At 67.7% G+C, this 23,304-nt stretch carries 34 protein-coding genes and 1 pseudogene; 19 read left to right on the top strand and 16 right to left on the bottom strand.

Annotated features, from left to right (window positions below):
* Positions 1–569: 569 nt before the first annotated feature.
* Positions 570–971: a HEPN domain-containing protein gene (locus KBY90_RS06025; RefSeq protein ID WP_254967589.1), complete on the bottom strand. Its 402-nt coding sequence runs from the start codon at positions 969–971 to the stop codon at positions 570–572.
* On the bottom strand, positions 958–1,305 hold the full coding sequence (locus KBY90_RS06030; RefSeq protein WP_254967590.1) for a nucleotidyltransferase domain-containing protein: 348 nt from the start codon (positions 1,303–1,305) through the stop codon (positions 958–960). The genes KBY90_RS06025 and KBY90_RS06030 overlap by 14 nt, the downstream gene beginning before the upstream one ends.
* Positions 1,306–1,675: 370 nt before the next feature.
* Between KBY90_RS06030 and KBY90_RS06035 the strand changes: the two genes are divergently transcribed.
* Together KBY90_RS06035 and KBY90_RS06040 are read left to right on the top strand one after the other, a co-directional pair.
* Positions 1,676–1,990 carry a nucleotidyltransferase family protein gene (locus tag KBY90_RS06035; protein ID WP_254967591.1) on the top strand — a complete coding sequence of 105 codons (315 nt, stop codon included), beginning with the start codon at positions 1,676–1,678 and terminating at the stop codon, positions 1,988–1,990.
* A complete protein-coding gene (locus tag KBY90_RS06040) occupies positions 1,987–2,328 on the top strand; it encodes a DUF86 domain-containing protein (RefSeq protein ID WP_254967592.1) in 342 nt (113 codons plus the stop codon). Before KBY90_RS06035 ends, KBY90_RS06040 begins: the two co-directional genes overlap by 4 nt.
* Before the next feature lie 434 nt (positions 2,329–2,762).
* Here KBY90_RS06040 and KBY90_RS06045 read toward each other — a convergent pair whose 3' ends face one another.
* From KBY90_RS06045 to KBY90_RS06055, 3 genes are all read right to left on the bottom strand, one after another.
* Complete coding sequence (locus KBY90_RS06045) at positions 2,763–3,020, bottom strand: type II toxin-antitoxin system RelE/ParE family toxin (protein ID WP_254967593.1); 258 nt, start codon at positions 3,018–3,020, stop codon at positions 2,763–2,765.
* Positions 3,021–3,022: 2 nt separating this feature from the next.
* Positions 3,023–3,229 (bottom strand): addiction module protein, encoded by a 207-nt coding sequence (locus KBY90_RS06050; protein WP_254967594.1) that lies wholly within the window; start codon positions 3,227–3,229, stop codon positions 3,023–3,025.
* A gap of 332 nt (positions 3,230–3,561) precedes the next feature.
* The gene (locus tag KBY90_RS06055; protein ID WP_254967595.1) at positions 3,562–3,684 is read right to left on the bottom strand and encodes a hypothetical protein; all 123 of its coding nucleotides are present in this window, start codon (positions 3,682–3,684) and stop codon (positions 3,562–3,564) included.
* A 185-nt stretch (positions 3,685–3,869) separates the two neighbouring features.
* Here KBY90_RS06055 and KBY90_RS06060 point away from each other — a divergent pair, with 185 nt between their 5' ends.
* The 6 genes and pseudogenes from KBY90_RS06060 to KBY90_RS06085 all read left to right on the top strand — a co-directional run bounded on the left by KBY90_RS06060 (position 3,870) and on the right by KBY90_RS06085 (position 5,882).
* Positions 3,870–4,076, top strand: a complete 207-nt coding sequence (locus tag KBY90_RS06060; RefSeq protein ID WP_254967596.1) for a 2-oxoisovalerate dehydrogenase — start codon at positions 3,870–3,872, stop codon at positions 4,074–4,076.
* A gap of 22 nt (positions 4,077–4,098) precedes the next feature.
* Positions 4,099–4,266, top strand: a pseudogene (locus KBY90_RS06065) (type II toxin-antitoxin system HicA family toxin); the annotation flags it as partial.
* 200 nt (positions 4,267–4,466) lie between these two features.
* Positions 4,467–4,700, top strand: coding sequence for a DUF433 domain-containing protein (locus KBY90_RS06070; protein WP_254967597.1), 234 nt, complete (start codon positions 4,467–4,469; stop codon positions 4,698–4,700).
* The gene (locus tag KBY90_RS06075) at positions 4,697–5,050 is read left to right on the top strand and encodes a DUF5615 family PIN-like protein (protein WP_254967598.1); all 354 of its coding nucleotides are present in this window, start codon (positions 4,697–4,699) and stop codon (positions 5,048–5,050) included. The genes KBY90_RS06070 and KBY90_RS06075 overlap by 4 nt, the downstream gene beginning before the upstream one ends.
* A 217-nt stretch (positions 5,051–5,267) precedes the next feature.
* The gene (locus KBY90_RS06080) at positions 5,268–5,534 is read left to right on the top strand and encodes a nucleotidyltransferase family protein (protein WP_254967599.1); all 267 of its coding nucleotides are present in this window, start codon (positions 5,268–5,270) and stop codon (positions 5,532–5,534) included.
* Between the two features lie 111 nt (positions 5,535–5,645).
* Complete coding sequence (locus KBY90_RS06085) at positions 5,646–5,882, top strand: DUF86 domain-containing protein (protein WP_254967600.1); 237 nt, start codon at positions 5,646–5,648, stop codon at positions 5,880–5,882.
* A 22-nt stretch (positions 5,883–5,904) separates the two neighbouring features.
* Here the strand turns inward: KBY90_RS06085 and KBY90_RS06090 are convergent, their stop codons facing one another.
* The 3 genes from KBY90_RS06090 to KBY90_RS06100 form a co-directional block, all read right to left on the bottom strand.
* The gene (locus KBY90_RS06090) at positions 5,905–6,141 is read right to left on the bottom strand and encodes a hypothetical protein (protein ID WP_254967601.1); all 237 of its coding nucleotides are present in this window, start codon (positions 6,139–6,141) and stop codon (positions 5,905–5,907) included.
* Positions 6,142–6,279: 138 nt separating this feature from the next.
* Complete coding sequence (locus KBY90_RS06095) at positions 6,280–6,438, bottom strand: hypothetical protein (RefSeq protein WP_254967602.1); 159 nt, start codon at positions 6,436–6,438, stop codon at positions 6,280–6,282.
* A gap of 93 nt (positions 6,439–6,531) precedes the next feature.
* On the bottom strand, positions 6,532–6,696 hold the full coding sequence (locus tag KBY90_RS06100; protein ID WP_254967603.1) for a Nif11-like leader peptide family RiPP precursor: 165 nt from the start codon (positions 6,694–6,696) through the stop codon (positions 6,532–6,534).
* 137 nt (positions 6,697–6,833) lie between these two features.
* On the opposite strand from KBY90_RS06100, the gene dcd reads away from it, so the two are divergent.
* Positions 6,834–7,358 carry a dCTP deaminase gene (gene dcd / locus KBY90_RS06105; RefSeq protein ID WP_254967604.1) on the top strand — a complete coding sequence of 175 codons (525 nt, stop codon included), beginning with the start codon at positions 6,834–6,836 and terminating at the stop codon, positions 7,356–7,358.
* A gap of 28 nt (positions 7,359–7,386) precedes the next feature.
* On the opposite strand, the gene KBY90_RS06110 is transcribed toward dcd, so the two are convergent.
* Positions 7,387–7,983, bottom strand: a complete 597-nt coding sequence (locus tag KBY90_RS06110) for a L,D-transpeptidase (protein ID WP_254967605.1) — start codon at positions 7,981–7,983, stop codon at positions 7,387–7,389.
* Between the two features lie 96 nt (positions 7,984–8,079).
* Positions 8,080–8,340, bottom strand: coding sequence for a hypothetical protein (locus KBY90_RS06115; protein WP_254967606.1), 261 nt, complete (start codon positions 8,338–8,340; stop codon positions 8,080–8,082).
* 50 nt (positions 8,341–8,390) lie between these two features.
* Here KBY90_RS06115 and KBY90_RS06120 point away from each other — a divergent pair, with 50 nt between their 5' ends.
* Together KBY90_RS06120 and KBY90_RS06125 are read left to right on the top strand one after the other, a co-directional pair.
* The gene (locus KBY90_RS06120; protein ID WP_254967607.1) at positions 8,391–9,833 is read left to right on the top strand and encodes a glycosyl hydrolase family 57; all 1,443 of its coding nucleotides are present in this window, start codon (positions 8,391–8,393) and stop codon (positions 9,831–9,833) included.
* Positions 9,834–9,903: 70 nt separating this feature from the next.
* The gene (locus tag KBY90_RS06125; protein ID WP_254967608.1) at positions 9,904–10,296 is read left to right on the top strand and encodes a transglycosylase SLT domain-containing protein; all 393 of its coding nucleotides are present in this window, start codon (positions 9,904–9,906) and stop codon (positions 10,294–10,296) included.
* 3 nt (positions 10,297–10,299) lie between these two features.
* Here KBY90_RS06125 and KBY90_RS06130 read toward each other — a convergent pair whose 3' ends face one another.
* The 3 genes from KBY90_RS06130 to KBY90_RS06140 form a co-directional block, all read right to left on the bottom strand.
* Entirely contained in the window at positions 10,300–10,491 is a 192-nt protein-coding gene (locus KBY90_RS06130; protein ID WP_254967609.1) for a hypothetical protein, read from the bottom strand.
* A 79-nt stretch (positions 10,492–10,570) separates the two neighbouring features.
* Positions 10,571–11,713 (bottom strand): serine hydrolase, encoded by a 1,143-nt coding sequence (locus tag KBY90_RS06135; protein ID WP_254967610.1) that lies wholly within the window; start codon positions 11,711–11,713, stop codon positions 10,571–10,573.
* Positions 11,714–11,790: 77 nt separating this feature from the next.
* On the bottom strand, positions 11,791–12,627 hold the full coding sequence (locus KBY90_RS06140; RefSeq protein ID WP_254967611.1) for a cytochrome c biogenesis protein CcdA: 837 nt from the start codon (positions 12,625–12,627) through the stop codon (positions 11,791–11,793).
* A 68-nt stretch (positions 12,628–12,695) separates the two neighbouring features.
* On the opposite strand from KBY90_RS06140, the gene KBY90_RS06145 reads away from it, so the two are divergent.
* The 6 genes from KBY90_RS06145 (at position 12,696) to KBY90_RS06170 (ending at position 17,480) form a co-directional block, all read left to right on the top strand.
* Positions 12,696–12,839, top strand: a complete 144-nt coding sequence (locus tag KBY90_RS06145; protein ID WP_254967612.1) for a hypothetical protein — start codon at positions 12,696–12,698, stop codon at positions 12,837–12,839.
* A gap of 15 nt (positions 12,840–12,854) precedes the next feature.
* Positions 12,855–13,721, top strand: a complete 867-nt coding sequence (locus KBY90_RS06150; RefSeq protein ID WP_254967613.1) for a 2-keto-4-pentenoate hydratase — start codon at positions 12,855–12,857, stop codon at positions 13,719–13,721.
* Between the two features lie 11 nt (positions 13,722–13,732).
* Positions 13,733–14,023 (top strand): hypothetical protein, encoded by a 291-nt coding sequence (locus KBY90_RS06155; RefSeq protein ID WP_254967614.1) that lies wholly within the window; start codon positions 13,733–13,735, stop codon positions 14,021–14,023.
* Between the two features lie 83 nt (positions 14,024–14,106).
* Positions 14,107–14,904: a hypothetical protein gene (locus tag KBY90_RS06160; protein ID WP_254967615.1), complete on the top strand. Its 798-nt coding sequence runs from the start codon at positions 14,107–14,109 to the stop codon at positions 14,902–14,904.
* A gap of 18 nt (positions 14,905–14,922) precedes the next feature.
* Positions 14,923–16,350: a WD40 repeat domain-containing protein gene (locus tag KBY90_RS06165; RefSeq protein ID WP_254967616.1), complete on the top strand. Its 1,428-nt coding sequence runs from the start codon at positions 14,923–14,925 to the stop codon at positions 16,348–16,350.
* Positions 16,351–16,352: 2 nt separating this feature from the next.
* Positions 16,353–17,480, top strand: coding sequence for a WD40 repeat domain-containing protein (locus KBY90_RS06170; RefSeq protein WP_254967617.1), 1,128 nt, complete (start codon positions 16,353–16,355; stop codon positions 17,478–17,480).
* A gap of 35 nt (positions 17,481–17,515) precedes the next feature.
* On the opposite strand, the gene KBY90_RS06175 is transcribed toward KBY90_RS06170, so the two are convergent.
* Positions 17,516–17,944, bottom strand: a complete 429-nt coding sequence (locus KBY90_RS06175) for a hypothetical protein (RefSeq protein ID WP_254967618.1) — start codon at positions 17,942–17,944, stop codon at positions 17,516–17,518.
* Positions 17,945–18,161: 217 nt separating this feature from the next.
* On the opposite strand from KBY90_RS06175, the gene KBY90_RS06180 reads away from it, so the two are divergent.
* Together KBY90_RS06180 and KBY90_RS06185 are read left to right on the top strand one after the other, a co-directional pair.
* The gene (locus KBY90_RS06180) at positions 18,162–18,668 is read left to right on the top strand and encodes a DUF3828 domain-containing protein (protein WP_254967619.1); all 507 of its coding nucleotides are present in this window, start codon (positions 18,162–18,164) and stop codon (positions 18,666–18,668) included.
* A 133-nt stretch (positions 18,669–18,801) separates the two neighbouring features.
* Positions 18,802–20,013, top strand: coding sequence for a hypothetical protein (locus KBY90_RS06185; protein ID WP_254967620.1), 1,212 nt, complete (start codon positions 18,802–18,804; stop codon positions 20,011–20,013).
* Positions 20,014–20,027: 14 nt separating this feature from the next.
* Here KBY90_RS06185 and KBY90_RS06190 read toward each other — a convergent pair whose 3' ends face one another.
* On the bottom strand, positions 20,028–22,205 hold the full coding sequence (locus KBY90_RS06190; RefSeq protein ID WP_254967621.1) for a PhoX family phosphatase: 2,178 nt from the start codon (positions 22,203–22,205) through the stop codon (positions 20,028–20,030).
* The gene (locus tag KBY90_RS06195) at positions 22,202–23,266 is read right to left on the bottom strand and encodes an esterase-like activity of phytase family protein (protein WP_254967622.1); all 1,065 of its coding nucleotides are present in this window, start codon (positions 23,264–23,266) and stop codon (positions 22,202–22,204) included. Before KBY90_RS06195 ends, KBY90_RS06190 begins: the two co-directional genes overlap by 4 nt.
* Between the last annotated feature and the right edge of the window lie 38 nt (positions 23,267–23,304).

Below are 23,304 nucleotides of genomic sequence, written 5' to 3' on the forward strand. Positions count from 1 at the left end.
ACGGCCTCCGCCTTCTGCTGCGCCGTGAACCGGCGCCGGGTTCTGGTGGGGTTGGTCATCGATGGACAGTCTGGTGGTCATGGCGTGACCCCTATGGACCTGTCCTCATAATTGGGGGAACCCCACGGCTTCCATCGGCTGTTGATCAGAAGATTCCCATTTGCGCTCTACTACTTGGTGGAGGAGGCAAGAATCGACATCTACGCCATCCTCGACTGTCGACGCGATCCACTCTGGATTCGCTCACGGCTACAGACCGATCGGCCCAACCCATGAGCCCAGGCAGGCCGCTGATCAAGGTGGTGGATCCGATGCTGGTTGCGGTGAAGCCGTTGCCGGTGAGCACCCGGCTCACCATGTGCTGCCCAGGATTCGCCGGGCCCAGTCCTGCGCTGGGGCGGGGCTGGCTGTTGCCTGGCAAATCCGTGGCCCAACAGTTCCACAGCTGCGCGGAAGCCTTCGGCTACAGCATCAGCGGTTGGTCGATGGGGCTCATGCGCATGCGCTTGGCGATGGTGTGCCGGAGGCCTCGTAGGTGGGGGAGGGGTGCGGGGGCATGGGAGACCCCATCAAGGGTCACTGTCAGAACCTGGCAGGATCAGTGCGTTCACCCGCGCCAGCAGCGCTTTCACCTGACGGTTGTCGTGCGCTCGATCCAGCCCCAGAGGGGTGGGATCAGCGTCATAACGGAACTGCACGGCATAGACCGTGAGCTGAGCCAGCGGCTCCAGATCTGCCGTGCTCTCACCGGCTGCGGCGAGCAGCAGCAGCAGCAGCCGACGCAGATCATGGGTGAGCGGCGCATCAACGTCCAGATGCAGCAGCCAGGCTTTGAGCGCCTTTTCCACCGCCTGCTGAAGCCAGAACCCCCAGGCACCCTCCCGGAACACGGCTGGATCGCTGCTGGCCTCAGCCGTCTCCAGATCGGCAGTGGCGATCTTCAGCAGGCCTTCCGCCTCAGAGAGCACCATCCAGCAACCGCCCCTCCCGGTAGGCCCTGCCGATCACGTGGCTGCGCCAGTGGCGGCGCTCCTGGCACTCCTGCTGGGAATAGAGCAGAAGATCAAGGGACACATCCGCCTGGGCCAGATCGTCCCAGAGCTGGTTGAGCACCTCGAAGCGATGGTGGCGCTCCAGCCAGGCATCCGGTGCGGTGATCAGCAGGTCGATGTCCGATTCCGGCCCCGCTGTGCCACGCGCCCGGGAGCCGAACAGGCGCACTTCCGCGCCTGGGATCCTTTGACGGATCACAGCAGCCATCCCCTGGAGGCGCTGGTCGATCGGTGGAGCGACGACGCTGGTCATGCCGCCATTCTGGGCAGGGTCTACTCGAGCTGGTGGCGGGGGTGGGGAAACTGGGCGCGGTGTGAATGGCCAAGGGGCACTGCCGTGCGCCTGGGCCAGGCGAGGCTTTGGGCGGCCCGTCAGGAGGGCGACCCTGTAGGGATCCCTTCTGGCGCGGGCGCGTGGCGGTTGCAGCCAACCCGGCTCCGGGTGAGGTTGTGCCGCCCCAGTCCCTCTCCCACTCCGCGGCAGCACGCGGAGTCGATGGCCCCCCTTGCCGGCGGAAATCAGATCCACGGCTACCGCCACCGCGGCCCCCGGATGCTGCAGCAGGTCGGCGAGGGGTGTCGAGCCGATCGCCCTCGGCGGGGATGCAGTCCAGAATGGGTCCATGGCTGCGCCGTCGAACCAGGCCAACTCCCTTTCCCGGCGGCTTCAGGCAGCCCGAGAGGAGGTGCTTGCCGTCGCTCACCGCCATGGGGCTCGCAACCTCCGGATCTATGGCTCGGTGGCTCGCGGCCAGGATCGGCCCGGCAGCGACCTTGACCTTCTGGTGGATCTGGAGCGGGGCTGTTCCCTGTTGGAGGTGATCGCTCTTCGACAGGAACTGGAAGCTCTGTTGAATTGCCAGGTGGATCTGGCGGAAGCAGCGCAGTTGCATCCATTGATCCGCGATCAGGTCATCGCGCAGGCAACGGCGTTGTGAGCAAGGATCTCCTTTACCTCACCAGCATTTCCGAAGCCCTTGAGCGCATCGCTCGTTACACGACGGAAGGCCGCACAGCTTTTCTGGCTTCCACGCTTGTGCAGGATGGAGTGATTCGTAACCTGATCGTGATCGGCGAAGCTGTGAAGAATCTCTCCTCGGACCTTCGCGATCGCGAAGCTGCCACCCCTTGGAAATCCATCGCCGGCATGCGGGACGTTCTTATTCATGATTATCTGCGTGTGAATCTGGAGCAGGTCTGGGAAACCGTGGCACGTGACCTGCCACCCCTCGGGCTCACCGTTAGCTCGCTGATTGAGCGGCAAACGAACAATTGAGCTGCAAACCCAGCATCGTCGACTGCTAAGGAGACCCACCATGAACCCCCTGGATTGCCAGGAGCAGGTGATCCTGCTGCTGGCGGCGACGTTCCAGCAGCGCTCTGCTCACTGTCGCTCAGCTCCTCCGCGCCGATCAGGCTGTAGAACCCATCGCCATAGCGGGTGATGCCGTTGCCGGTGAGCACACGGCCCACCATCCGTTTCACCCGCTCCGTGGTGTACTCGATCTGGGTCACGTCCTCCCCCAGAATCCGCCGGGCGATGTCCTGCGCCGGGGCCGGGCTGCGGCGGCCGAGCAGTTCCATCAGCATCAGTGGCTGATAGACGGGGCTCATGCGCTCGGCGATGGTGTGCCGGAGGCGCTCGTAGGTGGGGGAGGGGTGTGGGGGCATGGCAGACCGATCAGGCTTCGGCCTTTGAGACCAACGGTTTCAAGGTCTCGAGCGTTCCCGCCAGAGCTTGGGGTCGCGACCGCAATGCAGAACGGCCAGCACCACGCTGATGCCGGTTGCGGCAACCGGCAAATCGATCACGCCATAGCGGTAGGCCTCAGGGTTGGCGCGGATGCGCTCGAAGGTCAGGCGCACCTCATCCAGAAACTGCCGGCCCAGGCCCTGTTCCTGAGCTTCGTACCACCGAGCTGCAGCCTCGAGATCGAGCCTGGCTTCAGGGCGGAGCCGAAGCTCCATGCTCAGAGGGTTTGCCCCAGGGTGTCCAGCACCTGGTCAGCATCGAGGCCAGGATCGCCGTCCGCCAGGAAGCTCTCCAGCCGCTGATCGATCAGTTGGCGATCGGCTGCCGTGAGTTCAGTGCCAATCCGTTCGGCGGCGATCGAATCCCACAGGGTCTGCACCAACTCCAGACGTTGTGCCAGGGGCAGGGTCAGCAGATCTTTCACCACATCCCGTGCCGGCAGAGCCTGAAAGCCGAGGTAATCAGCCTAACGGCGGCTTGCAGGTTTGTGAGAACCCTGGCGCCGAGCTGGTTCCTGGGGATGATCGGGCCGACTCCTCACCCCGTTGCTCGCGGAATCCATCCAGCCGCTGGCAGCACAGCTGCAGCAGCGCGTCGCGCCCATCGCCGTAGTGGGTGATGCCGTTGCCGGTGAGCACCCGGCCCACCATCCGTTTCCCAGGATCCGCCGGGCGATGTCCTGCGCCGGGGCCGGGCTGGCTGTTGCCTGGCAAATCCGTGGCCCAGCAGTTCCAACCGCTGCGCGGAAGCCTGCGGCTACAGCATCAGCGGTTGGTCGATGAGGCCCATGCGCATCCGCTCGGCGATGGTGTGCCGGAGGCGCTCGTAGGTGAGGGAGGGGTTTGGGGGAATGGGGCGATGGTGGCGGCAACACGGCATTTGGACCAGGTGTGGTTTTGGGCGGCCCGTCAGGCGGAACCCCCTGCTGGGATCGTTTCTGGTGCGGTCGTTTTGCGGCTGCAGCCCACCCGGCTCCAGCTGTGGTTGTGCCGCCCCAGTCCCTTTGCCCAGACAGGGGGAGCATCCCGCCCGCCACTGCAAGACTGGTGCCATTGGAGGGCGCCATGCAGGAAATCCTTTTCGTGGTCCAGGAAGCGGAGGACGGCTCCTTCCGGGCCAGCGCAGCCGGTGCTGCGATCCACACCGAGGCCGACACCCTTGAGGAGCTCCACCGGGAGATCCGCGACGCCGTCGTCTGCCACTTCGATCCCGGCGAGGCGCCGCCCCTCATCCGCCTCCATCACGTGAGGCAGGAACTGCTGGCCCTGTGAGGGTTCCGCGGTCACTCGCCAGACGGGCAGTCACATGCGGCTGACCCGAGATTCCGCCGGCCAGCAGCAGCACCTCACGATTCCGGCCCACAAGCCCCTGAGGGTTGGCACCTTGCGGCAGATCCTCAAGGACGTGGCCAGCCAGGTGGGCTGCTCAATCGAGGAGCTGATCGGCAGCCTGGATCTTTGAGGCACCCGGGGGCTGCTCCCCCAAGGCCGGTTCCATGAGCATCAGCGGTTGGATGATGGAGCGCATGCGCATGCGCTGGGCGATGGCGTGCCGGAGGCGCTCGTCGGTGGGGGAGAAGCTCACTCGCCATGGCATCCCCCCAGCTGCCTCACAGCCGAGACCATCTGTCGCACGTAGGCTGGCCTTGGCAAGAGAGCCCCATGGAAGACCAGCTCACCCGCATCACGATCAATCCTGAGGTGTGCCATGGGAAGCCAACCATTCGGGGGTTGCGTTATCCCGTGGAGATGGTGCTTGATCTGTTGTCCGCCGGCATGAGTACGGCCGACATCCTTGCCGACTATCCCGACCTCGAAGCCGCCGACATCACGGCAGTACTTCAGTACGCGGCACACCTGGCCCGTGTTCAGCGGGTTGAGATTCTGCCTGCATGAAGATCCTGCTGGATGCCCAGCTGCCTCGATCCCTCGTCAAGCAGCTGGAAACGATGGGCTGTGATGTGCTTCATACGGTTGATCTTCCTGAGGGGAATCGCAGCACTGACCTGACGATCTCTTCCGTCGCTGACGGCGATGGACGGGTGGCATTCAGCAAGGATGATGATTTCATTCAGAGTCATCTCCTGCGCGGTAGCCCTGCCAGGCTGCTGATCGTGGCCACTGGCAACATCGGCAACCAGGAACTGGCTGCCCTCCTGATCGGTGTGTTGCCTGAGCTGATCAGGCTGTTTGAATCCCACGCGCTGATCCAGCTGAGCCGCAAGGCTCTGATCGTGAGGCACTGATCAGCACTGGGTGATGGCGTTGCCGGTGAGCACCCGACCCACCATGCACTTCCCAGGATCCGCCGGGCGATGTACTCGCGGAGGCGCTCGTAAGTGGGGGAGGGGTGCGGGGGCATTCAGCCAGAGTGGCCTGTGGACGTGGCGGGGGCGAGGGGCTGGCAGCAGAATGGGAGCGATGGATCCCAGTCAGCCACCCACTCTCGAGCGGCTCAGGCAGTTGGCGCCCGAGCTGCTCAGGCTCACAGCCGCCCATGGTGGCCAGGATCTTTGTGTCTTTGGCTCCGTGATCCACGGCGCGGCAGGGCGGCTGAGCGACGTGGACCTTCTGGTGGACTTCCCTTCCAGCCCCAGTTTCGAGCAGTACATGGACCTCAAGCTGGCCCTGGAAGATCTGCTCAACGTCCGGGTTGACCTGGTCACCCGCCGGGGTCTTCGCCCTGAACTGCGGCAGCGCATTGAGCAGGAGGCCCTTCCGCTTGCCTGAACGGGGGCGTTCCCGGAACTGGTCACTGTTCCTGCTGGATATGCAGGTGTCCTGCACCAAGATCCTCAAATACAGCAATGGGTTGACCCAGCAGAATTTTTTTCTGACGAAATGGTGGTTGATGCTGTGCTGCGCAACCGGGAGTTGCTGGGTGAAGCGGCGAAAAAGATCCCTCCGGCGGTTCGTGACCGGCATCTCCAGGTGCCGTGGCGACGCATCTCTGGCCTCCGCGATGTTCTGGCGCACGCTTACTTCGGCCTCGAAGAGGACACCATCTGGCAGCTCATTTCCGAGAGCATCCCAGCTCTGGCTCAGCAGTTGGACCAGGTGGTTGAGGCTGAGTCTTGATGTCTGATGGCGATCCGAACCTTCACCGAGCCGCTGATCGGGCTCCGCTGGCGGGAGTGATGGCCGAAGCCGCAGGCTTCTCAACAGACAAACAAGCCACCTCCTCACCCCGTTGCTCGCGGAACCAGTCCAGCCGCTGGCGGCACAGTTGCAGCAGCATGTCGCGCTCGCTGTCGCTCAGCTCCTCCGCGCCGATCTGGGTGTAGAGGCCATTGCCGTAGTGGGTGATGCCGTTGCCGGTGAGCACGCGGCCCACCATCCGTTTCCCAGGATCCGCCGGGCGATGTCCTGCGCCGGGGCCGGGCTGGCTGTTGCCTGGCAGATCCGTGGCCGAGCAGGTCCAGGAGCATGAGCGGTTGGTCGATGGGGCTCATGCGCATGCGTCCGGCAGCAGCGCCTATCCCGCTCCACCGAAGCTGACCGAGCGCAGTGCGGCCCAGAGGCTGCTTCCGGCTTCGGGGCGCTCCAGTCCCCGATTCACAAACCACATGGCACCGGCCATGGCGTTGAGCGCCAGCACCGCCAGCCACACCCACCATCCTTCCGGCAGCTTCATGGCGATCGGTTCAGGCAACTGGGCCCATGATCCCCGGTCGGGCCCGGCTTGCTGAAGCACCAGCCTCGGGCCCGGCGCCGGGCGCTGCAGACCTCAGCCGCGCAGGTGACGGGTCCAGGAGGCCGGCGAGAAGCTGTGGCCCTCCTCGTGGGCGATCGCCACCACCGCGGCCGCATCGGCAGCGGCATTCACCCGTGCCTCCAGGGCGGGATCGGCGGCCACCTTGACCATGAAGGCGGTGAGCTGGGCCTTGGACATGGGACGTTCCCTGGGGTCACCACCATGCATAGTCGAGCCGCGCTCGCGGGATCGGAAGAGATTCCGCTGATCCCTGGCGGACGTGCTGACACAATCCACAACCGCCCACCCCCACGGAACCACCCCCACGGAAACCCATGGCCGTTCTCGGGAGAGAGGCGATCCTGCAGGCGATCGAAGAGGGCTCCATCACGGTCACGCCCTTCGATCCCGAGCGCCTGGGCCCCGCCTCGCTCGACCTCACCCTCGCCCCCTTCTTCCGGGTGTTCCGCAAGGTGCACGCGGTGATCGAGGTGCGCGAGCACACCGACTACCGGGATCTCACCGACAAGATCGCGGTGCCCCCTGGCGAGCACATCCTGATCATGCCGGGCGAAACGGTGCTGGGCATCACCCGGGAGCGGTTGCGCCTGGGGCCCGGCCTCTGCGGCTGGCTGGAGGGTCGCAGCCGTTTCGCACGGCTGGGGCTGATGGTGCACATCAGCGCCCCGTTCATGGGGCCGGGCATCGACAGCCAGCAGGTGCTGGAGATGAGCAACTTCGGCCCCGCTCCCCTGGCCGTGGTTCCCGGCACCGCGATCTGCCAGTTCGTGTTCCAGAAGCTGCAGGGCAGCGAGAGCTACACCGGCCGCTTCGCCGGCCAGACGGAAGACTCCTTCTGACCCTCCCGGCCCGCACGGGGACCTGCCTTCAGGGGGTGCAGGGCCCCTGGGCGCTGATCACCACCTCATCGCCCAGCCGCACGGTCTCGAGCAGGGTCTTGAGCACGGGCTCGGCCACGTTCAGGCAGCCACCCGTCACCTGCTGGCCGATGCGCTGGTCGTTGTTGCTGCCGTGGATGGCGAAGCTGTACCAGCGGAAGCGGCCGTCGTAGGTGTTGAAGGCAAAGGGCTGCTCGACGCTGTCCACCGGGGCCAGGCTCACATAGCCGATGCCGTACTCGCCGGTTTGACCATCGCCGCTGAAGTCGATGGCGTTCATGTTGCGGAACAGCGTGGCCTTCAGCTCCTGCTCGGTCCTGCCCGACTGGGCGATCAGCGCCGGCTCCATCACGAAGCGGTCGTTGCTGAGAATCGCATTCACCTTGAACCGGCCCAGCGGCGTGTAGCCCTCCTCGAAGCGGCTGCCGGCGCAGGTGATGCCGTTTCTGCCGAACCCCACCTGGAACACGGTGCGGTCCTCGCCGCGGGTCAGCACCCCGAAACTCATCGAGGGGTCGCTCAGGTCGAGCGTGATCTTGATCGGTTCCGTTGCGGCGGAAGCCCCCTGTGTGGGCTCCCGGTTCATCCCGCAGCCGGACAGAGCCAGACAGACCCCGGCAAACCCGGCAGCTGAGACACGGCGCATGGTGGGGCTGAGGCTGGGGCTGCGGCGATCAGGCAATCAGAAGATTCCCAGAGTCTTCTTCTTGCAGTAGCCCGCGCCCACGTTCATCCAGCCCGACTCGCAGGGTTTGCCGTAAGTGGGCCTCATCTCGTAGTAGATGGGTGAATTGCAATGCTGCTTGAGGTCATTCACATAACCCAGCGGACACTCGTCATAGCCCGGGAGCTTGGGAATCCGCTTCTGCGCCAGTGCCGCACCGGGAATCAACGCGGGAAGGGCGATCAGCCCGGCGGCCACAACGAGGACGCGCGTCTGCACCGGGCAAGCCATCGAGTGGTGCAACTCTAGGAGGCTTGCTGCCTGCTGCCTTGCGTCACCACGCCCTGCCGCCGATCGCCGGCCGCGAAGCCGAACTCCTCGCCCTGGTGCGGTCGCCAGGTCCCGTGGCGCTGCCGCGCACCAACCTGAAGCTCGAGGCGATCCGGTCCGGCTTCGCCTGCGCGCTGCACATGCACCAGCCCACGATTCCGGCCGGTGCCAACGGGGACCTGATCTCCCACCTGCAGTGGATGCTCGAGCACCCGGGGGAGGGCGACAACCACAACGCCGAGCCCTTCGCCCGCTGCTACCGGCGCATGGCCGAGCTCATCCCCCGGCTGATCGCCGAGGGCTGCAACCCGCGGATCATGCTCGATTACTCCGGCAACCTGCTCTGGGGCATCGAGCAGATGGGCCGCGCCGACATCCTCGAGGCGCTGCGGTTCCTGGCCACGGATCCCACCATGCAGCCCCATGTGGAGTGGCTGGGCACGTTCTGGAGCCACGCCGTGGCCCCCTCCACGCCGATCCCCGACCTGAAGCTGCAGATCCAGGCCTGGCAGCACCACGTCGCCGCCCTGTTCGGCACCGGGGCCCTGCAGCGGGTGAAGGGCTTCTCCCTGCCGGAGATGGCGCTGCCCAACCATCCCGACACGCTGTTCGCCCTGGTGCAGGCGCTGCTGGAGTGCGGCTACCGCTGGCTGCTGGTGCAGGAGCACAGCGTGGAGAACCTCGATGGCTCGGCGCTCAGCCCCGAACAGACGGTGATCCCCAACCGGCTCGTGGCGCGCAGCTCCAGCGGCGAGGAGGTGGCGATCACGGCGCTGATCAAGACCCAGGGCTCCGACACCAAGCTGGTGGGTCAGATGCAGCCCTTCCACCAGGCCCTGGACCTGGAGCGGGTGGTGCTGGGCGGCATCGCCATCCCGCCGCTGGTGGCGCAGATCGCCGACGGCGAGAACGGCGGCGTGATGATGAACGAATTCCCGCCGGCCTTCCTCCAGGCCCATCAGCGCATCGCCGCCGCAGGCCAGGCCACGGTGGCGATGAACGGCACCGAATACCTGGAGCTGCTGGAGGCCGCCGGGGTGGAGCCCGCGGCGTTTCCCTCCATCCAGGCGGTGCGGCAGCACAGGCTCTGGCAGCAGGTGGGGAACGCACCCACCCCCGAAGCCGTGGAGGCGGCCATCGCCGCGCTGCAGGCGAGCGACCCCGGCTTGTCGATGGCCGGCGCCTCCTGGACCGACGACCGCAGCTGGGTGGAGGGCTACGCCGAGGTGCTCGAGCCCATGGGCCAGCTCAGCGCCCGCTTCCACCAGGTGTTCGACCCCCTGGTGGCCGGCGATGCGGCCGTCACCCGCACGCCCCGCTACCAGGAGGCGCTCCTCCACGTGCTCCTGCTGGAGACCAGCTGCTTCCGCTACTGGGGTCAGGGCGTGTGGACCGACCACGCCCGCGAGATCCACCGGCGGGGCCTTGCGGTGATCGGCTGACCGGTGCCCGCTGCCGGTTGCTGCACCCCTGCGGGGCCGATACGGTTCGGCCCTGCCCCCCGCTGCGGCGATGCGCTGCTCCCTTCCGCGACTCTCGCGTCCGGCCGTGATCCTGGTGCCGGCGCTGCTGGTCGTGGCTGTCTCGTGGGTGGCGCCGCACCTGCTGGCGAGCGAGACACCCCAGGCCGACGCCCTCGCCGCCATCCGCCAGGTGTGGCCGGAGGAGCATGAAACCGCCGCGATCAGCGTGGCCTACAAGGAGAGCGGCCTCTCGCCCACCGCCCGCGGCTGCAACGGCGACTGCTTCGGGCTGTTCCAGATCCACTACGCCGCCAACCAGCGGCTGATCGCCTCGATGGGCATCACCAGGCCCGAGCAGCTGTTCGACCCCGTCATCAACTCCACCGTGGCCTACCGCCTGTTCCGCGAAGCGGGATGGACACCCTGGGGCGTGAAGCCCTGAGGGTCACGAGTCCTCGTCGTCGTCATCGTCGTCGTCCTTCTCCTCATCGCTCTCCTCCTCACGGCCCTTCCCGGAGCCGTCGTTCTCGGGGCTGGTGCGCTCGATCTTCGGCTCACCGCCCTCGCCGTCATCCTTCTCCTGCGGACCGGAGCCGCAACCCACCGCGGTGCCGGCCAGCAGCGCGACGGCGGCCATGAGGAGGGCGATGCGGGAGCGGGCCATGGCGTCGGGAGCTGGGTTGCTCGACTCTGGCAGGAACGCGCCTCAACAGGGCTCAGCCCATGCCAATGGCGGCGTAGGCCGCCCGCACGAATGCGGGGCCGCGGTCGTCGCTCGACCCGTCCTCCATGCGGTTCATCACGTAGCTGATGCTCATGCGTCGGTCAACGTCGGCCAGCACAATCGAGCCTCCCCAACCTCCCCAGCCACAGACCCTGCCGCTGGGGAAATACGCGGTCAGGCCCTCATTTCTGAGGGCATAGCCGATCCCCCAGCGCACCGGAATGCCAATCACCAGATCCATGCCGTTCGACTGCTCCTGAAAGATCAGCTCGACCGTCTCCGGTGACAGAAGGCGGACACCATCCACCTCACCGGAGCAGGCGATCACCGACAGCAGGCGGACCAGGGAACGGGCATTGCCGTGGCCGTTGGCGGCGCCGATCTCGGCCTCGCGCCACTCGGACGTCCAGGACACCTGCGGAGCCCATGAGGGTGATCTCAGGGTCCTGTAGCGCACACTGTGGTGATCGCTCACCAGGTCGATGGGGAGGGGGCCCTCGAAGGGGATGACGTTCGAGACGCGCGGGACGTGCGACCGGTCGAGCCCGATGTGGAAATCGGCCGCTAAAGGACCGGCGATCTCGGTGGCGAGGAACTCCCCCAGCGTCTGGCCTGTGATGCGGCGGATCAGCTCCCCGATCAGGTGGCCGAAGTTGCGGTCGTGATATCCCGATGCCGTGCCGGGGGGCCACCAGGGTGACTGCGCCGCCAGCAGTGCCGTGGACACCTGCAGATCAGCGAGATCGGCAACGTCGACCGGCTGGTCCCATCCAGAAACCCCCGATGCGTGCGAGAGGAGATGCCGCACCTCGATCTCAGCCTTGCCGTTGGCCGCAAACTCCGGCCAGTAGTGACAGACCGGTCTGAAGACATCCAGCTCACCGCGATCCACCAGCACCAGTGCGGCAAGTGAGGTGACCGTCTTGGTGCTGGACCAGACATTGGTGATGGTGTCGGCCTGCCAGGGAGTGGTCCTGGAGGCATCGGTCCAGCCGGACCAGATGTCAACCACCATGGAGCCATCGAGCGTCACGGCGACTGAGGCGCCCACATCACGCCCTGCCTCGACATTGGCGCTGAGCAATTCAGCCATCGGGCTGAATCGCGGATCGCAACGGCCGTGAACTTCAGCCATCCCTGTCCTGGCGCCTCATAGCACTGATGTCATACGTCAGGAGCAATCTGCTTGCCTCAGCGGCAGCGACCCGCCACTCAGCCCCGCCAGCTCCAGATCGCACCCTGGAACACGTAGATGGCACCGGCGAGTAGCAGCACCGCGCTGCTCACGCGGGTGAGCGTGTCGCCATGGCGCAGCAGGCGCCTCGATGCGCTGAGCAGGCCGGCCCAGAGGCCCGTGGCGGCGATCACGGCGGTGTAGCCCAGGGCATAGCTCATCATCGTGATCACGGACAGCAATCCCGAGCCGCTGCCGGCCGCGGCGGCGAGCACCGAGAACAGCACCGGACTGGAACAGGGAGAGCTGAGCAGGGCAAAGCCCATCCCGACCAGGAACGGCCCGCCCGAGGCAGGCAGTTGGGGCAGGCGGGGCAGCCGCAGGGGCAGCCATCCGCCCAGGTTCAGGCCCATCAGCAGGATCAGCAGTCCCACCCCCAGATGCACCGGGCCGCGATGCACCACCAGCACCGTCGCTGCGAAGGAGGCGATCAGACCGAACAGGCTCAGCACCACCACCGTGCCCGCCACGAAGCTGCCCACCCGCAGGATCGCCTGGGGCCGGCTGCGCAGGTCGAGCGTGCCGATGTAACCGAGGTTCAGCGGCAGCATCGCCAGCACGCAGGGGGACACGCTCGCCAGCAGGCCGCCTCCGAAGGCCGCCAGCGGCAGCAGCAGCGCGGAGGCCGGGAGTCTGGCGACGATGTGGTCGCTGTAGGCCTGCGACGCGCCCAGGATCGCCAGGCTCAGTTGCATGCCGAAGGGCGGCAGCCGCTGCCAGGCCAGTGCCGCCGCCGCCGCCAGGAGCGCCAGCAGCACCAGCGGCGCCAGGCCTCTGGAGCGTGGGGCCGGGGGCGGACTGAGGGGCAGGGACATGGCGGTGGAGCGGGCGGACCGCCGGCCTCACCCCTGCTTAGCGTGCGGGGACCGCAGGAAGATGGCCGGTGAAGGAAATCAGTGCTCTGGAGATGGCGGGCCGTTTCGTCGCCCGCTTGGCCGCCGTGTCCGGTGGGGTCGCGCTGCTGGTCTGGATCACCTGGGTGATGCTCGACTTCCGGCACCTGCAGTCGGGCTTCACGCTGCCCTGACCGTCCGCACCGGCGATGGTCCGCCCCCGCACGCTCGCCCACGCCGCCGGCCTGAGCCTGCTGCTGCTCGCGCCGGCCCAGGCCCGGGCCGCCTGCCCGGGGCCGGAGGCGCTGGCGGCCTACCTCGCCGACTTCGCGGCGGCCCGCCCCAGCGCCGGCTTCGGCAGCGGCCTCACGGGCGACGATGCCGCCTGCGCCCGCCGCCGCCTGATCGAGCAGATCCCCGCCCGGCTCGGGCCGCGGGTGGGCTACAAGGCCGCCTTCACCAACCCGGCGACCCAGCGCCGCTTCGGGGTGGAAGGACCGGCCTGGGGGGCGATGTTCGCCTGGGGGCTCCACCCCTCCGGTGTCACCCTCCCCGTCCGCTTCGGAGCGATGCCCCACGTGGAGGCCGATCTGCTGGTGGTGGTGAAGGGTCCGGGCCTGGCCGGCGCCCGCGATCCTCGGGAGGCGCTGCGCCACATCGAGGCCGTGGTGCCGTTCATCGAGCTGCCCGACCTGATGCTCGGCGGCCCCGTGACGGGTCCGGCGGTGATCGCCACCAACGTGGGCTTCCGCGCCGGCGTGCTGGGCACCCCGATCCCGGTGCAGCCCACCGCAGCCTTCCACGATGCCCTGGCCGCCATGACGGTGGTGGCACACGAGGAGCACAGCGGTGTGGAGCTCGGCCGGGCCCGGGGCGCCGCCCTGATGGAGCATCCCCTGCACGCCGCGCTCTGGCTCGCCCGCAGCCTGCGCCAGGAGGGGATCGAGCTGCGGCCGGGCGACCTGCTCAGCCTGGGCGCCTTCCTGCCGGCGGCACCGGCGACGCCCGACAGCCGCATCAGCGTGCGCTATCTCGGTCTGCCGGGCGACCCGTCGGTGTCGGTGGCGTTCGAGTGAGCCACGCTCCAATGCAACAACGATCCCTCGTGCACCGCTTCGCAGCGCCCCGCGCCATCCGCCGCAGCCTCCTGCTGGTGGCAGGCACCTATCTGCTCGCCTATGCCACTGCAAGGCTCACGGTGTTCCATGCCGTCGAGCGCTACCGGGGCGCCGATGGCAAGAGCGGCCCCAGGCATGACCTGATCGCCATGCGCGACCGCCCCCCCGGCGAGGGCTGGCCGTACCGCCTGTTCCTTCCCTTGATCAGGGTGGAGGATGGCGCGGCGCGGGTCCTGCGCGACCTCCAAAGCAACCCCTGATGATCCCGCGGCGGGCGCTTCGGGGTCATTCGCTGCCGCTGTTGCCAGGATTGCCGGGTGAGGGTGCCGCCCGGCTGATGGAGATGATCCGCCACAGAGCGCAGCGCCCCTGCCGCCGGCCACACCCGTTCACTCCGGCGCTGCTGGTGCTCACCGTCGCCGGCCTCAGGACAGGCGCCGGGGTGGCCGCGCCGGCTGCCGCCGAGGCGGTGTCTCAGTCGATGGTGGCGCAATCATCGTCCGCGATCGCGGCCGAGCAGCGCCAGCAGCGTCAGCGCTTCGTCGGTGTCTGGGCACTGGTGGACAACGCCAACAACCTCTTCAACGTTCGCCTCAGCGCCGACGGGCGGGCGCTGAGCACCAGTGGTGTGGAGGGCACGCCGCTGGGCGGCAGTGAAAGCCTGCGAGCCGGCGAGCTGTTCGAACGCGGCCGCTGGCAGCCCTGGGGCAACGGCGTGCGCGTCGATTACGACGACGGCTGGACCGATGCGATCGTCACCGGTCCGGAGGGGCCGGTGCAATGGTCCTGGGCTCCGGGTACAGACAGGCTCCAGCCACCCGGCAACCACGGCAAGGCGGTGCAGCTGAACCCTGCGGTCGCCAGGGCCGTGGGGGTGTACCGCTTCCGGCCGGTGCAGGACGACCTGCCGCCCACCACCCTGAGCCTGCTCTCCAACGGCCTGGCCTTCAACAGCGTGGACCGTCCCGCCGGAGGAGTGTGGCGCCTCAGGGGAGACACCGTGGTGATCGTGTGGGCATCCGGCTGGCGAGCCGAGTTCGAGCCCCGGGATCAGGGTGAGTTGCGCGCTCGCATCTGGCGGCCTGGCAGCGATCCGCAGTCGCCGCCTGCCGCCGTGCGCAGCGGTGAGCGGATCCACTGAGGCGGCCCGGGCCCGGCGATGACACTGTTCCCCGACGCCGACACGCTGCTGCAGCTGGTGCTGCCGAAGCTGCTGCGCATGACTGCCTTCAGTGCGGTGGTGGGCGGTGTGGTGGGCGGCATGGTGGCCGCTGTGGCGCGACGCCCTTTGCGCCCTGCCTTGTGGGGGTCCTTCGTAGCGGTGTTCCTGTTCGGTCTGCTGCCGATCGAGGCGAATCCGGCCTCGCTGATCGGCGGGCCCTACGCCGGCCTCTGGCTGGGCTTCATGGTGCTGATGCTGGTTCCGGCCGCCGCCATCGCCGGAGCGGTGCTGGGGCTGATCAGCGCCGCCCTCCCCCGCTCTCCCCTCCACCAGCCCCGCCAGCGGGCTGGCATCACCCTGGCCGGCTATCTGATCAGCGCCCTGGTGCTCACGGTGAGCCTCTCTCCTCCTGGCATCAGCGTCAGAGTTCCGGAGAGCTCGGGTTCGTTCCCCCTTGTGGCCGAGGTCAGCGGCATCGAGAGCCCCCCCCTGGATCTGGCCCTCAGCGCCGACGGCCATCGGCTGGCGGTGCTGAGCGTGCGCTACGGCAGGCAGCAGGTGGACATCGTGGATCTCACCACCCGCAAGCAGCACAGGATCCGCAACCTGCATGGCAAACCCGATGGCCGGCAGACCCTTGCGGACATCCTCTCCACCCTGGCCTTCACGGCGGATGGCCAGGAACTGGTGACCGCTGCCGTGGAGCAGGTGCAGGTGCGAACGCTCCCTGAAGGCCGGCCCCGGCTGCGTCTGGCGGGTGGCGAGGTGGCCTATCCCATGGCCGATGACAGGCTCGTGACCCTGGCGTCCTTGGACGCCTCGGCAGGGAGCCCCGCCCCCCGGAGCCTCCAGGTGTGGGATCTCTCCAGTGGCCGACGGCTGCAGTCCCTTGCCGCGGATCTCAACACCCTGGATCGCAACACCGTTCCGGTGGCCATGAGCACGGATCGCCGTCTTCTGGCGTTCCCGCACCGGATCCGGAACGACCGGATCGAGGTGTGGAACATCGGCGAGGGCAGGCTGATCAGCAACCTGGAGCTGGAGGGCCGACAAGGCATTCGCGCCCTGGCCTTCTCCCCGGACGGCAGGCAGCTGGCCCTCGCCCTGGATCAGACCCCCCCGCTGACGATCTGGGATCTGGCCGCGGCCAGCCCGATCCGGATGCTCAACACGGCCGATCCGGTGCACCAGCTGTACTGGACGACTGGGGGCCTCCTGGCCGGCTACGACGGAGCCATCAGGGTGCTGAGTGTCCAGAACGGAGCGGTGCTGCACACACTTCAATTACGTTCGCCAGGGCCGTCATCTCCGGCCAGACCGAGGTTGCCGATGCAACCGTCTTCTCTGAGCGGCGATGGCAACACACTGGCAGCCCATTTCCCCGGCCATGGCATCGGTATCTGGCGCGTAGGGCAGGCAGAGTGATCATGACGGGTGATCACAACAACACGATGACGACAAGAATGACGACAGGGATGACGACAAGGCGTGGATTGGGGCTTTATGGCCTCGCGACAGCGCTCCTCACGGCACTTCTGGGGATGCACGAACCCATCTCCGCAGAGACGGCAGTCCCAACGCTCCTGGCACGGAAAGCACATCTGGAGGTCTGCACAGGCCGGGATGTCCCAGATGGTGGAGGCAGCGATGTTGTGACGGCCCTGGCTGCCATGCCAGATGGCAATCACCTGCTGCTGGGTTGCCGGTCCGGGGCAGTCGAACTGCGAACGCTGAACGGACAGTTGCGCTTTCGCCAGCAGCCGAAGCCGTTACAAGTCCAGAGTGTCGCTGTCACATCGGATGGGAAGCTCCTGTTCAGCCTCGCTGGCGACAGCATCCATCGCTGGAGCTCATCGGGTGAACCACGCGGAAGCTTCAATACCGCGACTGGCGAGGCAGGTCGTTGTGAAGGTTGTGATACCCGGGTGATGGTGATCTCACCCGATGGGAGCAGCCTGCTCACCGGTCATGCAGATGGTTCAGCGGCACTCTGGAATGCCGAGGGGGTGCAACTGAGGCGATTCGAGGATCCCAGCTCAGGATCTCTGGTGGATCAAGTGGCATTCGATCCCTCTGGCAGCAGCATCGCCATCGGCGAAGAGACCGGAACCGTTCGCCGCTGGAACACGACGAGTGGTCGACTGCTCAGTGAAATCGACACTGGGCTTGAAAATCTCGATGCTCTGGCCATCACCGCAAGTGGAGATGTCTGGGCTGCTGGATGGTACGGGGCTGGGCGATGGGACTTGCTTGGAAGACGGCAGACGACACTGCGTGAAAACGCCATGGTTGGGTACTTCCAGGCACTTCCCAGTGGCACTGCCGTTGTGCTGGGTGGCGCGCAGTATGCAGATAACTTTTTTGAGATCCGGGACATCCGAGGCCAGCCAGTCATGAACCTCCGAATCCATGACGAATGGGCGAAGGAAGGCAACGGATTGCCTTCGGTAACGACGAAAGGCGGACTAGTGCTTGTGTCAGCTGATGGCCGGCTGCTCTACATGGCAGACGGTGACTGGGTCTACCTCTGGGATCTTCCTGAGAACTCACCCTGATGCCATTGTCGAGAGCTAAGCCCTCATCATTTTGGTCAAGAGATAGGCTCGCCTCGTCGACACGTCCCCGTCATGCTCTGGGTATCGAATTCCGCACCATAATCACTGCCTATGGTCAGCTCAGATCGATAGTGCAACGTCTGCAGGTTGATGGTGTGGCTTTCCGAGACGAACTGGGGCCTGTACATCCTCTGGTTCCAGTGAATCTCCTCTTGGGAAACGATGACCTTGCTGTCATCGATGATCCCCCCTCCCAGTTCATCCGGTGGATCATTGGTGGTGATAGTGGCACGAACTTCTCCCGTGCCGGAATCCAGTTCCTGCACCTGCTGAAGTCGTGGATCGACGCGAATGGTCTTTTCCGATCCATCCTCCAACCGGCAAGTGAGGCTGAAGGGAAGGCTCGCCCAGCGCCAGATCAGACCACAGCCTGCCAGCAACGGGATCAGGAGAGCGACGAGCACATAAATCCGTTTGTTCACTGGATTCAAGCGACGATCGAAACTCAAACGCTAGACGCACTGCCGCCGAACAGCTGCCGATGAGGATCCACGGAGAGATCCGCTCCCGGACCGGGCGAGCCTTTCGCATCAACAGGGATACCTTGGAAGCAATAGCCTGAGGCATGCGGATCCCCTCGGCTGCATGGTGCTTCGGATTGCAGCCGGATGTTCAGGGCTGTTGCTGCTCGCCCTCGCCCCGCTCAGCACCGCTGGCGCCGGGCCGGTGCCCTGCCCTGCGGCATTGACGGCCCAGATCGATGGTCTCTACCGCTGGCAGGTCGCCCGCCAGGACGCCAGCGGTGCGATCGATCTCACGAGCCAGCGCGAGCGATTCACCCCTGCGTTGTATCAGCAGCTCGACGATGCCTTCCGCCTCAGCCCGGCCGACGGCCGCTTCGTGGATTCCGATGTGTTCAGCGGCACCCAGGTGCGCACCTTCGGCGCCCGGGTGCTGGGCTGCGCACCCGCGGGCCAGGACAGTCTCGAGGCACAGGTGAGTGTGGAGGTGGGTCTGCTGAACCGCCCTTCCGGTACGCCGGTGCAACTCCGCTACCGGATGCAGCCCACAGGCACCGGTGCGTGGAGAATCGCGGACATCAGCTATCCGGGAGAGCCAGGCTTCACCCTCACCCGCTTCCTGAGTGAATTGCTGGAATCACCAAATAAGAACCAACCCAGACGTTGATGGACGGCGTCTCGCAGGAGACCTGCTCGGATCAATCCATGGTTCGTGAGCAGGTTTCAATCATGCCCTCCAGGAGATCATCAGGGGTACTCAGAGCGACACATTTCCGCAAGCTCAGTCGGGTCTCAGCCTGATGCCCCTGCAGGATCAGGATTATCTCTGCGGACGTTGCGCAGGAAACCCCGCCGCCGATCATGGAGGCATCAGTCTTGATGCCATGGGATTGCTCGTTGCCGCAGGAGAGAGCCGTCGCCCGACCCATCCGCAGCCGATTCTGAGGAACAGAGCCACTGGTGCCTGCAGCGGCATCACCCGGTGTTGCAGCGCTCAGACCAGGCGATCACTGACTCCTTCAAGGCTGAGGCGGCTGATCCGCGGCCTGGTTGTCTCCACCCTGCTGGGGCCGCTGGTGGCTCTCGGTGCGGCACCGGCAGGGGCAAAACCGGTGAGCATGCAATTCCGTTTCACGCCCTATCTGCCCGCCGCCAGGGACGTCGACAAGGTCACGACTGTGCCAGGCGTGGTGGAACTGGAGCTCAATGGGGTGCCGATGGCGGAGGGGCCTCTGGAGCAGAAATCAGCCCTGGTGATGAACCATGACGCCATCGGCATCGAGGTGTTTCCTGCCCTGTGGTTGCCGGCAAGTCAGCTGCAGCCGCTGCTGCGACGGGGTCACAACCTGTTGCGGATCCGGTTCACCCCCAAGGATGGACGTGTGAGCTACCGCAGTCAGTTCCGCTGGGAGGTAATCGATGACGCAATCACCACCAGCACCACGGCGGAGGGCTCCGAGGTCACCACCAATCACGCAGCCAGGGGAGGCGAGGACCGGGAAGTGCGAGGTGCGGTGAGGGTGCAGCACGCGTTCCAGGCACCGTTCGCCCAGGTGGAACCCTGGCATGACGCCCCGGCGGTGAATACCCTCGAGCCGGCCGATCGTGCCGCGATCATGGCTCTGATCAGCGAGCGTGCATCGCTGTTCGCGCCCGACTTCGAGGCGGCCCATCGATTCATCGCCAACCAGCCCACGGACCGTGGGGTCACGATCAATGTGCCGGAAGCCCGCCGCCTTCGTTGCCTGGAGGCGGGCTATACCATCGGCGTCCGGGTGGCAGCGCCCACGGAAGCCGACGTCCGCCTGATCACCACCGACAGCCCCGTGCTGGTGGCCCGCGGGACGGGTGAGCTTCTGTTCGGCGGTCCCCATGAGCCAGGCATGGCTGAGCGCTATGAGGCCCTGCCCAATGACATCGGGTTCTGCTTCATGTTGACCTTCAATTCGCTGTTCCCCAAGCAGTTTCTGCTGGTGAAAGGCAAGGACGGGCAGTGGCAGATCCTGCCGTGAACCCGCAGCCGTGCTCAGACTAGCGGGCGGCCGTCGAGGCGGCGGATCGCCACCACCCCCGGGCGGGGCGGGCGGCCGGGCACCGGTGAGGGCCAGCTGGAGCCGAGCGGCACCTGGCGCAGCTGCTCGAAGCGGCCGCCGTCGCGGTCTTCCAGGGTGTGGGCCTGGACCTCCTCGCCGCCGCGCTGGCGGGTGCCGTGGAGCTCGCCGGGATGCTGCACCGCCAGGAACAGGGTGGTTTCCTCCCGGTCGAAGCACGGCCCGCACAGCTCGCACTCCATCGGCCCGGTGGCGAACAGAAGCGCCTGACCGGCGCGCGGGCCGCTGGCCGGGAACAGCCAGCAGGCGTTGTTGCCGAACACGTCCAGGCTGCTGCCGCCGGAGCGGTCGGTGACCATCCACACATTGCCGCCGCGGTCGATCGCCAGGTTGTCGGGCATGGCGAATCCCATGCCCCCCTGCCAGGGCGCGCCGCCGGTGGCCACCATGCGCCAGCGGAACCCCGTGGCATCCCCCTGCTGCAGCCCGTCCTGCAGGCGCATCACCCAGCCGTAGGGCCAGCTCGCCTCCCCGCTCGGGCCGCGGAAGATCGCCGGATCGGCCCGCCCGTCGCCGTCGCTGCCGGCGGCGGTGAAGGCGATCAGCAGATCGGCGCTGCGCGGGTCGATGTCGGTGTCCTCCGGGCGGGCGGCCGGGGTGGCCCCGATGGCGTTGGCGGCCAGGTGGGCGTCGATCAGGATCGCCCCCTGCCGCTCCTCGCCGCTGCCCGGATAGAGATCGGCCAGGCGGCGGTGCTGTTTGAGGTAGGCCTCCACCTCCGCGTCGCTGGCCAGGGCCTCGGCGCCGGGCCGGCTGCGGTCGCGGTGGGGCAGCAGGGTGGGCTGGCTGAGATCGAAGCGCGCGTAGTGGCTGGGGCGCAGCGGCGCCAGCGGCGTCTCCGGGGCCAGGGCCAGCCAGCGTCCCGTGCCGTCGGCGTTGAACACCGCCGCCTCCAGCCGGCCTCGCTCCAGCAGCCGGGAGTTGGCGGGATCGGCCGGATCCCGCACCAACTGCTCGCTCACGAAGCGGTAGAGGTGGCCGCCGTGGCGGTCGCAGCCGGAGAACACCACCAGCGGCCGGCCGGCGGTGGCCTGCACCGCCACCGCCTCGTGGCGGAAGCGGCCCAGCCAACTGTGCTTCACAGCCGGTTGCTCCGGGCGGCGCGGATCCAGCTCCACCATCCAGCCGTACTTGTTGCCCGTCAGGCCGAAGGGATTGCCCAGGCCATCAAGCCGGCTGCCGTCGAAGCGGAAGGGCCGCTCCGCCGGCGACGGCGAGGAGCCGTCGGCGTACACCCGCTCCACCACCTGACTCTGGAAATTCTCCTCGGCCGAGAACACCGTGCCCCAGGGGGTCTGGCCGCCGGCGCAGTTGGCGAAGCTGCCGATCACCCGATCGCCCAGGCCGTCGTCGTAGCCCAGCCGCCGGCGCCGGCGAAACACGGCCGCCGCCGGACCGCTGCAGCGCAGCCGCTCCTGGGGCCGCTCCAGCCCACTCAGGCCGGTGATGCGCCGGTCGTGGCGGCCCGGGTCGGCGCGCCAGGCGCCGCTGGCGTCGCAGGCGATGCCGGCCACGCCGATGCCCAGGTCGGCCATGGCGGCGGTGGCCACCGCCAGCAGCGGCTGGCGAAGGGGATCGTCCGCCGCCAGCGACGCCACATCCACCCGGCCGCCGCGCGCCGCCAGCGCCTCCTGCAGCTCCGCGAAGGGCAGCGTGCTGCCGGTGGCCTCGGCGTAGCCCTCTATCCAGGGCCGCAGGCTGATGTACTCGAAATTCACCGTGAGCAGGGCCCGCCTGCCCTCCAGGGGCGTGAACGCCAGGTAGTCGTTGTTGAAGCCGAAGCGGCCCTCGGCCAGCGGCTCGCCCCAGGTGAACAGCAGCTCGCTGCGGTAGCCCTCCGGCACCTCCAGCCGGTCGTCGATGGCCAGGCGGCCGTAGAGCTCACGCTGCTGCGCCGCCGTGCGGCCGTCGCCGGGCAGGGGCATGGGCCCCGGCAGCGGCGTGAAGGGCAGGCCGCTGGCCGGGGCATCCAGGCGGGTGGCAGGGGGCCGGGTGGCAGCGGGCACACCGGTGCTGGCGCGGGCGTGGGCGGCGAGGGCGGGCGCAGCGGCCCCCAGGCCCAGCAGCTCGATCAGCAGGGTGCGGCGGTTCATGGCTGGGCGGGGCAGGGATCGGTGCGCACCGGGCTGAGCAGGGCCAGGCGGCTGGCCTGGAGGGGGTTGAAGTTGTCGTCGCTGGCCAGCAGCAGCGTGGGCCGGCCGTCCGCCAGCGGCGGACCGAGGCTGAGGCCCTCCCAGTTGTCCGCCGCGAGGCCGGCGGCGATCAGGTCCCAGCTGGCGAGAGGATCCAGCGGCTCTCCCACGCCGCCCGCCGTCGGCGCCGGCGAGGCGTGCGCCGACGGCGCGGGCAGGGGATAGAGGGCCAGGCGGATCCGCCAGCTGAACGGCGCCTCGAAGCGGCGCAAGAGCGCCAGCAGCCGGCCCGGCTTCACCAGCAGCAGGTCGGTGAGGCCCCAGCCTTCCCCCGGCAGGCGCAGCGCCCCCTGGGGCAGGGCCGTGGGCGTGGCCGTGCGGGGATCGGCGCCCGCCGGCCACTGCCAGCGCAGCAGCCGCACCGCATCCGGCGGGTCCTGCAGGAGGGGGTGCTCGGCCGCCATCAGCAGGGCCGGCAAGCCGCCGCCGGCCGACGGCGGCAGGATCAGCAGCGACTCCGGCCCGCCGTTGCTGGCCAGGCCCGTTCCCGCACCGGGCTGCCAGGCGGCGGGCAGCGGCAAGGCCTCCAGCAGCGCGCCGCTGCCGGCCTCGAAACGCAGCAGCTGGGCCTGGCGTTCGGGCGTGCGGCGGCCTTCGCTGGCCACCCACAGCTGGCCGTCGAACACCACCAGGGCCTCGCCGTCCATCGGCCGCAGCAGCGGCAGCACCTCCAGCAGGCGCGGCGTGCCGCGGTCCGGCAGGCCGCTCCAGCGCAGGAGCTCCCCCTCGGTGGCGTCGCTGAGCAGCAGCAGCTGGCTGGTGGCCGGATCCCACTGGACGGCCGAGAAGCCGCCGATCTCCCGACCGTCGGCGCTGCGGCGGGGCAGCTCCAGCTGGCGCTCCAGCCGCCAGCCAGCCTCCAGCGGGCAGGGCAGCGGGCCGGTACCGCCCTCGGCCCGCGCGCCTGAGATCCAGGCCAGCAGGCCCAGCAGAACGGAAGCGGCGCGGGGCAGCAGGGTCACGCGCCAATCCTTCACGAACGACGCCGGGGGCTCGGCAT

The sequence above is a fragment of the Cyanobium sp. CH-040 genome (genome assembly GCF_024346135.1).
Lineage (GTDB): Bacteria > Cyanobacteriota > Cyanobacteriia > PCC-6307 > Cyanobiaceae > NIES-981.